13 protein-coding genes are annotated in these 13,785 nt (G+C 58.6%); 10 read left to right on the forward strand and 3 right to left on the reverse strand.

Annotated features, from left to right (window positions below):
* Positions 1-31 precede the first annotated feature (31 nt).
* Positions 32-1,354: a long-chain fatty acid transporter FadL gene (gene fadL / locus LPQ25_RS07215; RefSeq protein WP_002913360.1), complete on the reverse strand. Its 1,323-nt coding sequence runs from the start codon at positions 1,352-1,354 to the stop codon at positions 32-34.
* A gap of 373 nt (positions 1,355-1,727) precedes the next feature.
* Here fadL and LPQ25_RS07220 point away from each other — a divergent pair, with 373 nt between their 5' ends.
* The 4 genes from LPQ25_RS07220 (at position 1,728) to sixA (ending at position 6,321) form a co-directional block, all read left to right on the forward strand.
* Positions 1,728-2,012, forward strand: a complete 285-nt coding sequence (locus LPQ25_RS07220; protein WP_002913359.1) for a YfcZ/YiiS family protein — start codon at positions 1,728-1,730, stop codon at positions 2,010-2,012.
* A 159-nt stretch (positions 2,013-2,171) separates the two neighbouring features.
* Positions 2,172-3,482 carry an acetyl-CoA C-acyltransferase FadI gene (gene fadI, locus LPQ25_RS07225; RefSeq protein WP_002913358.1) on the forward strand — a complete coding sequence of 437 codons (1,311 nt, stop codon included), beginning with the start codon at positions 2,172-2,174 and terminating at the stop codon, positions 3,480-3,482.
* Positions 3,482-5,626 carry a fatty acid oxidation complex subunit alpha FadJ gene (gene fadJ / locus LPQ25_RS07230; RefSeq protein WP_014907148.1) on the forward strand — a complete coding sequence of 715 codons (2,145 nt, stop codon included), beginning with the start codon at positions 3,482-3,484 and terminating at the stop codon, positions 5,624-5,626. The genes fadI and fadJ overlap by 1 nt, the downstream gene beginning before the upstream one ends.
* Before the next feature lie 209 nt (positions 5,627-5,835).
* Complete coding sequence (gene sixA / locus LPQ25_RS07235) at positions 5,836-6,321, forward strand: phosphohistidine phosphatase SixA (protein WP_002913355.1); 486 nt, start codon at positions 5,836-5,838, stop codon at positions 6,319-6,321.
* A gap of 20 nt (positions 6,322-6,341) precedes the next feature.
* On the opposite strand, the gene smrB is transcribed toward sixA, so the two are convergent.
* Complete coding sequence (smrB, locus tag LPQ25_RS07240; RefSeq protein ID WP_002913348.1) at positions 6,342-6,893, reverse strand: endonuclease SmrB; 552 nt, start codon at positions 6,891-6,893, stop codon at positions 6,342-6,344.
* A gap of 167 nt (positions 6,894-7,060) precedes the next feature.
* Here smrB and prmB point away from each other — a divergent pair, with 167 nt between their 5' ends.
* The 6 genes from prmB to LPQ25_RS07270 are packed head-to-tail and all read left to right on the forward strand — an operon-like array spanning position 7,061 to position 11,617.
* A complete protein-coding gene (prmB, locus tag LPQ25_RS07245) occupies positions 7,061-7,993 on the forward strand; it encodes a 50S ribosomal protein L3 N(5)-glutamine methyltransferase (RefSeq protein ID WP_002913346.1) in 933 nt (310 codons plus the stop codon).
* A gap of 41 nt (positions 7,994-8,034) precedes the next feature.
* Positions 8,035-9,120, forward strand: coding sequence for a chorismate synthase (gene aroC / locus LPQ25_RS07250; protein ID WP_002913342.1), 1,086 nt, complete (start codon positions 8,035-8,037; stop codon positions 9,118-9,120).
* A 2-nt stretch (positions 9,121-9,122) separates the two neighbouring features.
* Positions 9,123-9,947 (forward strand): penicillin-insensitive murein endopeptidase, encoded by an 825-nt coding sequence (gene mepA, locus LPQ25_RS07255; protein WP_014907149.1) that lies wholly within the window; start codon positions 9,123-9,125, stop codon positions 9,945-9,947.
* A complete protein-coding gene (locus LPQ25_RS07260) occupies positions 9,947-10,756 on the forward strand; it encodes a sulfite exporter TauE/SafE family protein (protein WP_002913340.1) in 810 nt (269 codons plus the stop codon). Before mepA ends, LPQ25_RS07260 begins: the two co-directional genes overlap by 1 nt.
* Positions 10,756-11,304, forward strand: a complete 549-nt coding sequence (locus LPQ25_RS07265) for an elongation factor P hydroxylase (RefSeq protein ID WP_002913339.1) — start codon at positions 10,756-10,758, stop codon at positions 11,302-11,304. Before LPQ25_RS07260 ends, LPQ25_RS07265 begins: the two co-directional genes overlap by 1 nt.
* A gap of 31 nt (positions 11,305-11,335) precedes the next feature.
* Complete coding sequence (locus tag LPQ25_RS07270) at positions 11,336-11,617, forward strand: YfcL family protein (protein ID WP_002913338.1); 282 nt, start codon at positions 11,336-11,338, stop codon at positions 11,615-11,617.
* Positions 11,618-11,678: 61 nt separating this feature from the next.
* Here LPQ25_RS07270 and mnmC read toward each other — a convergent pair whose 3' ends face one another.
* The gene (gene mnmC / locus LPQ25_RS07275; protein ID WP_014907150.1) at positions 11,679-13,667 is read right to left on the reverse strand and encodes a bifunctional tRNA (5-methylaminomethyl-2-thiouridine)(34)-methyltransferase MnmC2/FAD-dependent 5-carboxymethylaminomethyl-2-thiouridine(34) oxidoreductase MnmC1; all 1,989 of its coding nucleotides are present in this window, start codon (positions 13,665-13,667) and stop codon (positions 11,679-11,681) included.
* Between the last annotated feature and the right edge of the window lie 118 nt (positions 13,668-13,785).

The raw sequence follows: 13,785 nt of genomic DNA on the forward strand, positions 1-13,785 counted from the left end.
ATGTTCACCCTTTTTTGTGGCGCGCTGCTTATCAGAAGCGGTAGTTGAAGTTAGCGCCGTACAGCCAGGCGGTTCCTTCGGAACGGAAGGTATACGGGCCTTCCTTAATTTCAACATGCTGCCCGTGCATGTATGAAACGCCGACGTCAACCGAGGCATCTTTATTGAACGCGTAGGTGGTACCCGCGCTCAGCCACAGGCGATCCTGGTCCGGAATAGAGATAGAGCGGTTATTAGCCGGCACCGGGCTGTCATCGAAGGCGATACCGGTACGGAAGGTCCAGTTATCGTCATAATAATAGGTGGTCCCCAGCGCAAGACGATAGGCGTCCTTGAAGCCTTCCTCTTTATAGAACAGCGTCTGGCCGTTGCTGCCGGTGGCTTTCAGCTCCTGGAACTGACTCCAGCTGGTGTAGGTCAGGCTATAGTGGACCGCCCACTGCGGCGCCACGCGGTTATAGCCGGACAGCTCCCACATTTCCGGCAGGTTAAGGGTTAGCGAACCATTTGTCGTCTGGCCGCTGGTGCCCGCCGGCAGGCCGAAGTTGCCGAGGATCTGGTTATAGGCCGCCGGCAGGCTGCTGCGGTAGTTACCGTCGAAGTCGATCTTGACCTCAGAACGGTAGGTTAAACCGTAGCGGTTATTCTTATCCAGCTCATAGAGGATCCCGGCGTTCCAGCCGAAGCCCCACGCGTTGCCATTAAGATGGGCGATCTGCGTGTCGGCCGGGATCTTCGCTACCTGGCCCGCCAGCGCCGGCGGCAGCGCGCCAGAGCCTGCGACAATCTGCCCCAGATCGCCTGCATAGCGCTCGATCTTCGCCTTGGCGTAGACCGCGTCAAAGCCTAAGCCGAAGCTCCAGTTGCTGTCGAGGCGGTAGGCGCCGCTCAGGTTGAAGTTCGCGGTGGTCAGGTCGGTTTTACCGCCCATGCTGCCGGCCGCATAATCATCGTTATACTCTGTTGCCAGACCATAGTTAGAGGTGATAGACGCCCCCCAACCAAATTGGTCGTTAATCGGCGCGACAAAGTGGAAGTTGGGCACCCACGCCGTCGGGGCGATATTGTCTGCTTTCAGGCTCTTGCCGGTGGGAGAGGTGCCCGAAACATTAACGCCCGGGTCGACAAACACGGCGCCCGCCGACATGGTCGGGCGGTCAAACATCATAATTAATGCCGGGTTACGACTGGCATTACCAGCATCGTCAGCGATCGCCCCTTCACCGGAATAGGCACGACCCAGCCCCGATGCAGAGAATTCGTTGAGCTGGAAGCCTGCTGACCAGGCCTGGGTGGAAACAAGTGCGACAGCCACTGCAAGGGCAGATTGGGTAAAGCGGGTTTTCTGGCTCATGCCCATAACCTCATTGAGTTATTTTTTTTTAAACTATGTTACATGCCGTAACAGAAGCGCGGGAGTGTAGGGTCTGCGGTACAACCAAGAAATCAGACCAGTGCGCTGAGTATAGGTCTGACCAGATGATTTGTTGCAAGTATGTTTATGAAGTTTTTCAATTGTGATAACAGAAACGCGATCCAGCTGGCAAAAATCTCGGAGAGAGCAAGGGGGACAGAAGGGGATTTTTGTTTTAGATCATTTTTAAGTGTGATTTCTGTCACTTAACGCCGGCAGAGCGATTCTCGGCTGGAGGCTCACCGGGGACAGGGCGTAAAATAGGCACATAATTTTTCTGGCACCGAAGGTGCATCTCCAGAGGAAATCTACGATGAGTAAATGTAGCGCTGATGAAACCCCGGTTTGCTGCTGTATGGATGTTGGCACGATTGTTGACAACACCGACTGCACCGCCTCCTACAGCCGCGTATTCGCCAACCGCGCTGAAGCCGAGCAAACGCTCGCCGCGTTAAGCGAAAAAGCCCGCAATGTCGAATCTGAGCCGTGCCAAATTAACCCAACCTTCACTGACGTTGACGGCGGTGTGCAGCTGGATATCGATTTTGTTTTCAGCTGCGAAGCAGAATCCCTGATCTTCCAGCTGGGCTTACGTTAATCCTTCCCCCTCGACGCCCCTGATTAGGGGCGTTTCCTTTTCTTTTCACTGTGTTTTGGCTCGCAATTTTGCGCTTCTCCGATTGGCTTAATGTAAAAAATTAGTTAAGAATGTTATCAGGTCAGACCACTTGGTTGTCTTGGTTAACAGGGGAGTGTTATGAGTCAGGCATTACCGCTTATCACCCGTCAGGGCGATCGCATTGCCATTGTCACGGGGCTACGCACGCCATTTGCTCGTCAGGCTACGGCTTTTCATGGCGTTCCGGCCATTGATTTAGGAAAAATGGTGGTTGGCGAGATGCTGGCGCGCAGCGACATTCCTGCCGAAGTCATCGAGCAACTGGTCTTTGGCCAGGTGGTGCAGATGCCGGAAGCGCCGAACATCGCCCGGGAAATTGTGCTGGGTACCGGCATGAGCGTACATACCGACGCCTATAGCGTCAGCCGCGCCTGCGCCACCAGTTTCCAGGCCGTGGCGAACGTCGCTGAAAGCCTGATGGCCGGCACCATCCGCGCCGGTATTGCCGGCGGCGCCGACTCCTCCTCTGTCCTGCCCATTGGGGTCAGTAAAACGCTGGCCCGCACGCTAGTGGATGCCAATAAGGCACGCACGCTGAGCCAAAAGCTGAAGCTGTTTTCCCGTCTGCGGCCACGCGACCTGCTGCCGGTCCCCCCGGCGGTGGCTGAATATTCAACCGGATTGCGGATGGGCGATACCGCCGAGCAGATGGCGAAAAGCTGGGGGATCTCCCGCGAGCAACAGGATGCCCTGGCGCATCGTTCGCACCAGCTGGCAGCGAAAGCCTGGGAAGAGGGTAAACTGTCCGCAGAGGTGATGACCGCCTATGCTCCCCCTTTCCGCGAACCGCTCGAGCAGGACAACAATATTCGTAAAAATTCAACGCTCGCAGATTATCAGAAGTTACGCCCGGCCTTTGACCGCAAACATGGCACCGTCACCGCTGCCAACAGTACGCCGCTGACGGACGGCGCGGCAGCGGTGATCCTGATGACCGAGTCGCGGGCTAAAGAGCTGGGGCTGAGGCCGCTGGGCTATCTGCGCAGCTACGCCTTTACCGCCATCGACGTCTGGCAGGATATGCTGCTGGGGCCCGCGTGGTCCACGCCGCTGGCGCTGGAGCGCGCTGGCCTGACGCTGGCGGATCTCACGCTTATCGATATGCACGAAGCTTTCGCCGCGCAGACGCTGGCCAATCTCCAGTGTCTGGCAAGCGACCGCTTTGCCCGCGAGGTGCTGGGCCGCTCGCAGGCCACCGGTGAGGTAGATGAAAGCAAGTTTAACGTCCTCGGCGGCTCTATCGCCTACGGTCACCCCTTCGCCGCCACCGGCGCGCGGATGATCACCCAGACGCTGCATGAGCTGCGGCGACGGGGCGGGGGATTTGGTTTGGTGACGGCCTGCGCGGCAGGTGGTCTGGGTGCGGCGATGATCGTGGAGGCTGAATAATGGATACTGTTTCCGCTTTTAAGCTTGAGGTCCGTGCGGACAAAATCGCGGTGATCACCATTGATGCCCCGGGTGAAAAAATGAATACCCTGAAAGCCGAATTTGGCAGTCAGGTACGGGGATTGATACGCCAGTTACGTGACGATAAGTCAGTGCGCGGCGTAGTATTTATCTCCGCCAAAGCGGATAACTTTATCGCCGGCGCTGATATCAACATGATTGCCCGCTGCCGCAGCGCGCAGGAGGCGGAAGCGCTGGCGCGCCAGGGACAGCAGATTATGGCTGAGATCCATGGCCTGTCGATCCCGGTGATTGCCGCTATCCACGGCGCCTGCCTTGGCGGCGGTCTGGAGCTGGCGCTGGCCTGTCATGGCCGTATCTGTAGCGATGACGAAAAAACCCGACTCGGCTTGCCGGAGGTACAGCTTGGCCTGCTGCCGGGTTCCGGCGGGACGCAGCGTTTACCGCGGCTGATCGGGGTCAGCACCGCGCTGGATATGATGCTCACCGGCAAGCAGCTGCGGCCGCGGCAGGCGCTGAAGGCCGGTCTGGTGGACGAGGTGGTGCCGCAGGCGATTTTACTGCAGGCGGCGGTGGAGTTGGCGCTGAAGGGACGACCGACCAGCCGGGAGGTGCCTGTTCGTGAACGCGTACTGGCAGGGCCCCTGGGGCGCCATCTGTTATTCCAGTTTGTCGGTAAACAAACGCAGCGCAAAACGCAGGGAAATTACCCGGCGGTGAAGCGAATCTTGCAGGTCGTCGAGAATGGTCTGGCCCATGGCTGCAGCAGCGGATACGCTGAAGAGGCGCGCGCATTTGGCGAACTGGCGATGAGCCCGCAGTCGCAGGCGCTGCGATCGATCTTCTTTGCCAGTACCGATCTGAAAAAAGACCGTGGCGCCGAGGCGGAACCCGCTCCGCTGAGAAGCGTTGCAGTACTGGGCGGTGGCTTGATGGGCGGGGGGATCGCCTATGTGACCGCCTGTAAGGGTGGGCTGCCGGTGCGGATTAAAGATATCCAGCCGCGTGGCATCAACCACGCCTTAAAGTACAGCTGGGATCTGCTGAATAAACAGGTTCGTCAGCGTCGACTGCGCCCAGTGGAGCGCGATCGTCAGATGGCGCTGATCTCCGGCACTACCGACTATCAGGGCTTTGCTCATCGCGATGTGGTGATCGAGGCGGTATTTGAAGACCTGGCTCTCAAACAGCGGATGGTCAGCGAAGTGGAACAATACGGCGGGCCGCAGACCATCTTTGCGTCGAATACCTCATCGTTGCCAATCGGCGATATTGCCGTTCACGCCAGCCGCCCGGGGCAGGTAATCGGCCTGCATTTTTTCAGTCCGGTGGAAAAAATGCCGCTGGTTGAGGTGATCCCGCACAAGGGAACCGACCCGCAGACTATCGCCACCGTGGTGCAGCTGGCTAAACGGCAGGGGAAAACGCCGATTGTTGTCGCAGATAAAGCGGGGTTCTATGTGAACCGTATCCTCGCGCCGTATATCAATGAAGCGATGCGCCTGCTGGTGGAAGGCGAACCGATTGAAGTCATTGATAACGCGTTGGTTAAATTCGGTTTCCCGGTGGGGCCGATTCAACTGCTGGATGAGGTGGGTATCGATACCGGCACCAAAATTATCCCTGTGCTGGAGAGCGCGTTTGGAGAACGTTTTAGCCCGCCTGCAAACATCATTGACGCGATTTTGAAGGACGATCGCAAAGGCAGAAAAAATAATCGTGGTTTCTATCTTTACGAGACAAAAGGGCGTAAAAGCAAAAAACGGCCCGACCCGGCAGTCTATCCGCTGCTCGGCATCGGCCGCCCGCAGTCGCGGCTCTCCGCGCAGCAGGTGGCGGAGCGCTGTGTGATGATGATGCTTAACGAAGCGGCGCGCTGCTTTGATGAGCAGATTATCCGGAGCGCGCGCGATGGCGATATCGGCGCCGTCTTTGGTATAGGGTTTCCGCCATTTCTTGGCGGCCCGTTCCGGTATATGGATACTATCGGCGCGGGTGAAGTTGCCGCGATCCTGCAGCGCCTGGCCGCCCAGTTCGGCCCACGTTTTACACCCTGTGACACTTTATTACGCATGGCCGAACAGGGGACCACCTTTTGGCCAGCGGATGAACGGCTGACCTAAGTTGTGGTCAAAGAAGGTAAATCCGGCTGCGGACGACGCTGTTGATTGGCTGTTTTGTAAACAATGATTGACTATACTTACGCCATTGAGGTAAAAAACAGCGTTTCATTCGTGGAATGGATCAGGCACAATGCCCGGCCACCGGGTCACCTGCGTATTGTCTTCGCAGGCCAAACTACGGTGCTTCTGGTTAACAAAAGCGGTGCAATATGCAAGTTTTTATTATGCGTCACGGCGACGCTGCCCTCGATGCAGCCAGTGACTCGGTTCGTCCATTAACCGTATGCGGTTGTGATGAGTCTCGTCAGATGGCAACCTGGCTGAAAGGTCAAAAAGTGGATATTGAGCGCGTTCTTGTCAGTCCCTATCTGCGTGCGGAACAGACGCTGGATATTGTTGGGGAGTGCATGAACCTGCCGAAACATGTCGACGTGATGCCGGAGCTCACGCCGTGCGGTGATGTGGGAATGGTGAGCGCCTATCTGCAGGCGCTGGCGAATGAAGGCGTGGCGACGGCGCTGGTTGTCTCCCACCTGCCGCTGGTGGGGTATCTGGTCTCAGAGCTGTGTCCGGGGGAAACGCCCCCGATGTTCACCACCTCGGCTATCGCCTGCGTGACGCTGGATGCCGACGGCAAAGGTGAGTTCCTCTGGCAGAAAAGCCCCTGCAACCTCAAGATGGCCAACGCCATCTGACGGCCCCCCGGAGCCCGCCGTTACGGCAGCTCCGGCGGTTGCCACTCCTCGACCTCAATCAATATCAGCAGTGCGGCGTCACCGCCGTACTCTTTTGGTGCCTGGTGAAACGCCATAATATGCGGATGTTGCGCCAGCCACAGCGGGGTTTGCTGTTTGAGGATGTGTTTCCCGTGCCCGTGCATCACGCAGGCGCAAAACACATGCTCGCGGCGGCAGGCGGCAATTAGCGCGCCCAGCTCCTGTTTGGCCTGCTGCTGGGTAAGCCCATGCAGATCGAGGAACAGCTCCGGCGAATAATCTCCACGGCGCAGCTTTTTCAGCTCGAAATGGCTGACGTCGGGGCGGACATATTTCGTCGAGCCTTCGGTATTCAGTAGCGGTTGAAACTCATCGGAAAAATAGTGGCTGTTATCGACCTGTTCCTGCAGCAAACGCTTAGGAGCAACCTCGGTAATTTTCTTGCGCTGCGGGCGGTGAACAATAGTGTCCTGTTTGATCTTCCGCGTGCCGGTCATCAGCTGACGGAACAGCGCCTGATCCTCCTCGCTAAGCGATGTCTTCTTTTTCATTGTCCGCTCTCATTCATACTTTGCGCTAGTTTACCCGACTCAATATCCCTTCGGGCAAGGAAAACCTGTTTTTTCCCCCGCCCCTTATCGCAAGAATGCTGATTTATCGCCGTCTTCATGGCACACTAGCCGCCGAATTTATAGCAGAGTGTGCCCTGGAGGATGTCGTGGATAAAATTTTTGTTGATGAGGCAGTCAATGAGCTGCATACCATTCAGGACATGCTGCGCTGGGCGGTAAGCCGTTTCAGCGCTGCTAATATCTGGTACGGTCACGGGACTGATAACCCGTGGGACGAGGCGGTACAGCTGGTGCTGCCTTCACTGTATCTGCCGCTGGATATCCCGGAAGACATGCGCACTGCGCGCCTGACCTCCAGCGAGAAACACCGCATTGTAGAGCGGGTGATTCGCCGCGTGAACGAGCGTATTCCCGTCGCCTATCTGACCAACAAAGCGTGGTTCTGCGGCCATGAGTTTTACGTTGATGAGCGGGTGCTGGTGCCGCGCTCCCCGATTGGCGAACTGATCAATAACCAGTTTGCCGGACTGATTAACCATAAGCCGCAGCACATCCTTGATATGTGCACCGGTAGCGGCTGCATCGCCATCGCCTGCGCCTATGCCTTCCCGGAGGCGGAAGTCGATGCGGTAGATATCTCCCCGGACGCGCTGGCCGTCGCCGAGCACAACGTTGAGTCCCATGGCCTGATCCATCACGTTACGCCGATCCGTTCCGACCTGTTCCGCGATCTGCCGAAGCTGCAGTACGATCTGATCGTCACCAATCCGCCGTATGTCGATGAAGAGGACATGGCCGATCTGCCGGAAGAGTATGAGCATGAGCCGGTGCTGGGGCTGGCCTCCGGAAGCGACGGCCTGAAGCTAACGCGCCGTATCCTCGGCAACGCGCCGGATTATCTCAGCGACGACGGGATTCTGATTTGTGAAGTCGGTAACAGCATGGTACATCTGATGGAGCAGTATCCGGATGTGCCGTTTACCTGGCTTGAGTTTGATAACGGCGGCGACGGGGTCTTTATGCTGACCAAACAGCAGCTGATTGACGCCCGTGCGCACTTCGGTATTTATAAAGACTAAAAAAACAACACGCCAACATAACGAAAAAGATTGGAGCCGTGATGGCAGGAAATACAATTGGACAACTCTTTCGCGTCACTACCTTCGGCGAATCGCACGGTCTGGCGCTGGGCTGCATCGTTGACGGCGTGCCGCCGGGCATTCCGCTGACCGAAGCCGACCTGCAGCACGACCTCGATCGTCGTCGCCCGGGTACCTCGCGTTACACCACGCAGCGTCGCGAGCCGGATCAGGTCAAAATCCTCTCCGGCGTCTTCGAAGGCGTTACCACCGGGACCAGTATCGGTCTGCTGATTGAGAACACCGATCAGCGTTCGCAGGATTACGGCGCGATCAAAGATCTGTTCCGTCCGGGCCACGCCGATTACACCTACGAGCAAAAGTATGGTCTGCGCGACTATCGCGGCGGCGGTCGTTCTTCTGCGCGCGAAACCGCGATGCGCGTAGCGGCCGGGGCGATTGCCAAAAAATACCTTGCCGCGAAGTTCGGCATCGTCATTCGCGGCTGCCTGACGCAGATGGGCGATATTCCGCTGGCCATCAAAGATTGGGATCAGGTTGAGCAGAACCCCTTCTTCTGTCCGGACCCGGATAAAATCGACGCCCTGGATGAACTGATGCGCGGCCTGAAAAAAGAGGGCGACTCCATTGGCGCGAAAGTGACGGTAGTGGCTGACGGCGTACCGCCAGGCCTCGGCGAGCCGGTCTTCGACCGCCTGGATGCCGATATCGCCCACGCGCTGATGAGCATCAACGCCGTGAAAGGGGTGGAAATTGGCGACGGCTTCGAGGTGGTGAAGCTGCGCGGCAGCGAAAACCGCGATGAGATCACCAAAGCCGGGTTCCAGAGCAACCACGCCGGCGGCATTCTTGGCGGCATCAGCAGCGGCCAGCAGATCGTTGCCAACATCGCGCTGAAGCCTACCTCCAGTATTACCGTTCCCGGTCATACGATTAACCGCTTTGGCGAAGAAGTGGAGATGATCACCAAAGGGCGTCACGATCCGTGCGTCGGCATCCGCGCCGTACCGATCGCTGAGGCGATGCTGGCGATCGTTCTGATGGATCACTTTATGCGTCAGCGCGCGCAGAATGGCGACGTGACGACGACAATTCCACGCTGGTAACCATGAAAAACACCGTTATCGCACTGCTTGCGCTGTTGGCTAGCGCCGGTAGCCTGGCCGCCACGCCATGGCAGAAAATAACCCAACCGATCGACGGCAGCGCCCAGTCAATCGGCGCGTTTTCCAATGGCTGTATCGTTGGCGCCGAGGCGCTCCCCCTGAGTGCCCCCGGCTATCAGGTGATGCGTACCGATCAGCGTCGCTACTTCGGTCATCCGGATCTGGTTCAGTTTATTCAGCGCCTGAGTAATCAGGTGCACAATAAAGGTATGGGAACCGTGCTGATTGGCGACATGGGGATGCCGGCGGGCGGGCGCTTTAACGGCGGGCACGCCAGCCACCAGACGGGCCTCGATGTCGATATCTTCCTTCAGCTGCCGCAAACGCGCTGGACATCGTCCCAGCTGTTGAAGCCGCAGGCGCTGGACCTGGTCGCCAGCGATGGCAAGCATGTGGTGCCGTCGCTATGGAGCCCGCAAATCAGCCAGCTTATCAAGCTGGCGGCGGAAGATAGCGAAGTTACCCGCATCTTCGTCAACCCGGCGATTAAACAGCAGCTGTGCCTGGACGCGGGCAGCGACCGCCAGTGGCTGCGTAAAGTCCGTCCCTGGTTCCAGCATCGCGCTCATATGCACGTCCGACTGCGTTGCCCGGCGGGAAGTCTGGAGTGCGAGGATCAGGCGCCGCCGCCGCCCGGCGATGGCTGCGGAGCGGAGCTGCAGAGCTGGTTCGAACCACCTAAACCCGGGTCTACCCCCCCTGTGAAGAAGACGCCGCCGCCGCTGCCGCCTTCCTGCCAGGCGCTACTGGATGAGCATGTGCTGTAATGGATAGTTTTATCGAGTTGTTTGCCGTATCGCCGCTGGTGCTGGTGGTACTCTTCTTTGTCGCCATCCTGGCCGGTTTTATTGACTCACTGGCGGGAGGCGGGGGCTTATTGACTGTCCCTGCGCTGATGGCGGCCGGCATGCCGCCAGCCCAGGCGCTGGCGACCAATAAGCTGCAGGCCTGCGGCGGGTCGCTATCGGCGACCCTCTATTTTGTCCGCCGCAAGGTGGTTAATCTGGCCGATCAGAAGCTGAATATTCTGATGACCTTTATCGGCTCAACCGCCGGAGCGCTGCTGGTGCAGCACGTGCAATCCGATATTCTGAAGCAGATCCTGCCGTTGCTGGTGATTGGCATCGGTCTTTATTTCCTGCTGATGCCGAAACTGGGCGAAGCCGACCGGCAGCGTCGGCTTTACGGTCTGCCGTTTGCGCTGGTCGCCGGCGGTAGCGTAGGGTTTTACGATGGCTTTTTCGGCCCTGGCGCCGGTTCGTTTTACGCCCTGGCTTTTGTCACTCTGGCCGGGTTTAACCTTGCCAAGTCGACGGCCCATGCCAAGCTGCTGAACGCCACCTCAAACGTCGGCGGCCTGCTGCTGTTTATCATCGGTGGAAAGGTTATCTGGGCCACCGGCTTTGTGATGATGGCCGGCCAGTTTATTGGCGCCCGCGCCGGGTCCCGGCTGGTGCTGAGTAAAGGGCAGTCGCTGATCCGGCCGATGATCGTTATCGTCTCGGCGGTGATGAGCGCGAAACTTCTTTATGACAGCCACGGGGCTGAGATTTTGCAGTGGTTGGGAATTCATTAATGCAACAGCAACACCATTATCAGCAGCTGATAGACCTTTTCGACAGCTGCTTTGCCGAAGAATTTAATACCCGCCTGATTAAAGGCGACGATGAGCCGATCTACCTTCCGGCTGACGATGAAACGCCCTATCACCGTATCGTGTTTGCGCACGGATTTTTTGCCAGCGCCCTGCACGAGATCTCTCACTGGTGTGTCGCCGGCAAGGCGCGTCGCGAACAAGTAGATTTTGGCTACTGGTACTGCCCGGACGGCCGCGATGCGATGACCCAAAGCCAGTTTGAGGATGTCGAGGTGAAACCGCAGGCCTTTGAGTGGCTGTTCTGCGTGGCGGCGGGATTTCCGTTTAACGTCAGCTGTGACAATCTGGAAGGGGACGTTGAGCCCGATCGCATCGCCTTCCAGCGCCGGGTGCATGCTCGGGTGATGACTTTACTTGAACAAGGGATCCCCGAACGTCCGGCGCGCTTTATTCGCGCGTTACAACACTATTATCAAACGCCGCCATTGACGGCGAAACACTTTCCGTGGCCGGAAGACCTGCACTAAGGCCGCACATTACATGACAAGAGGTAAGATGATGATCGCGGAGTTTGAATCACGCATTCTGGCGCTGATTGACAACATGGTAGACCACGCCAGTGATGATGAACTGTTTGCCGGCGGTTATCTGCGCGGCCACCTGACGCTGGCGGTGGCTGAGCTGGAAGGTGAGGGCGAGCATTCTGCTGACGCGGTACACAGCAGAGTTAGCCAGAGCCTGGAGAAAGCCATCAGCGCTGGCGAACTGTCGCCGCCGGACCAAATTCTGGTGCAGGGGATGTGGCATAACCTGTATCAACAGGCGAAAAATCAGGCCTGAGCCATGTTGTAGCCCGGGTCAGGCGTCAGCCGTACCCGGGAAATTGCCTGCCCTCATGGTTTTATTTCACCGCTTTTCCCTTCAGCAGTTTTCTCACCCACAGCCGATTCGGATTCAGCGCCGCCAGGGTGTCGCTATCCAGCGGCAGCGGTTCCGCGCTCATTTGCGCCGCCAGCAGCTCAGCGCTTAACGGCGCGGTGCAAAGTCCGCGCGACCCGAGCGCGCCAAGCATAAACAGGTTACGACAGACCGGCGCGCTATCGGCGATATCCGGTTGTTCGTGGAGGCTGGCGTATTGCGTCAATGTTGCCGCGTAGTCCGGCACGTTGCCGACCATCGGTAGATGATCGCGGGTGGCGCAGCGCACGCCGCAGCGAGCGTCGTTGGCGCTGATATCCACGTCCTGTGGCCACTCCGCGCCCGGGAAGCAGTCGATCAGCCGTTGCCGGTTGTGCTGCTGATCTTCTTCGCTGAAGGTGGTGTCGGTTTTCCCGCGGTGGTAGCTGGCGCCAATGCAGTGCTGCTGATTTTGCGGATTCTGTGGCGTCAGGTAGCCGTCGTAGCACAGCACCTGGCGCAGGGCGGCAAGCCGCGGGGTGGTGGGAATATGGCTGACCTGGCCGCCAACCGGGTAGACCGGCAGTTGGGCGGTTTGCGCAAAACCAGTGATGCGGTGGCCGTTCGCCAGAACCACCGCCTGATGATAGCGCTGCTGATTGAGCAGCCAGCCATCGCCCTCCGCGCTGAGCGTTTCGACGGGATAACCATAGTGCACGTGCAGTCCGCGCGTGGCCGCCAGCGCCAGCAGCTCGGCGGTGAGCTGCTGCGGGCACAGCCAGCCGCCGGCCGGATAGGTGATGCCGCCGCAGCCGGTATCGACGCCGGTCAGCCCGGCAACCTGTTCCGCCGTCACCGCGCAGGCGATGTCCGGGGGTAAATTCAGCGCCAGCATCTGGGCGATTTTATGCGTGCTTTTCTCATCCCAGCCGAGCTGGGTAACACCGCACCATTGGTGATCGAACATCACCGGCAGCGCGTCATACATTCGGCGGGCGAAGGTAAAGGCGGCCGGAAAAAAGCGCGCCAGCGCCGGATCGTGCTGACTTAACAGCGGATACAGCGCGCCCTGGCGATTGCCGGAGGCGCCCTGCGCTGGAGCCTCATCGGCGCAGTAAAGGGTCACCTGCCAGCCGCGGCGCAGCAGCGCCAGGGAGAGCAGGGCGCTGGCGATCCCGCCGCCGATGATGGCCGCCTCGCGGGCATCGCTGCTACTGCGAGCGAACCAGGGGGCGCGCGCAGGAAAGCTCAGCGTTTGCGCCATCTCGCCGGTCAGCATCTCCCGCTTGCGGCCGAAGCCTTTGCTTTTACGCATGGTAAAGCCGGCCTCCTGCAGGCCACGGCGGACAAAACCGGCGGAGGTAAAGGTGGCCAGCGTCCCGCCGGGTCGCGCCAGGCGCGCCATAGCGCTGAACAGATCCTGAGTCCACATGTCGGGATTTTTCGCCGGGGCAAAGCCGTCAAGAAACCAGGCGTCCACCTGCTGGTTCAGCGAATCATCCAGCTCCCTGGTCAGCTCATTGATATCGCCAAACCACAGATCGAGCGTCACCCGCCCGCCGTCGAGCAGCAGACGATGGCACCCGCCGAAGGCCGACGGCCATTGCGCCTGCAGCTGCTGCGCCCACGGAGCCAGCTCTGGCCAGCGCTGGTGCGCCAGGCGGAGATCCTCAGCCTTCAGCGGATATTTTTCAAAACTGATGAAATGTAACCTTTGCAAGGTAACGTCCGGGTTATCACGAACAAAAACGTCAAACGCCTGCCAGAGGGTGAGGAAATTGAGCCCGGTGCCGAAGCCGCTCTCCGCGATGATCATCAGCGGGCGAGGGTGGCTGGGGAAGCGCTCCGGCAGGCGATTTCCGCCGAGAAAAACGTAGCGAGTCTCTTCCAGACCGTTGTCATTGGAAAAGTAAACATCGTCGAAATCTCGGGAAACAGGTGTACCCTCAGCGTTGAATTCCAGGTTGGCGGGTTGTATGGCGTTTTGTTTCACGTAAGTTACTCGAATCACAAGGCGTAGCACGATCTTAACGATGTGTGCCTGAGGGCGCAAATTTATACACAAAATGTCTGATCGGACTTGTTCGGCGTACAAGTGTACGCTATTGTGC

This window comes from Klebsiella sp. KPN54798 (genome assembly GCF_021184225.1).
Lineage (GTDB): Bacteria > Pseudomonadota > Gammaproteobacteria > Enterobacterales > Enterobacteriaceae > Klebsiella > Klebsiella pneumoniae.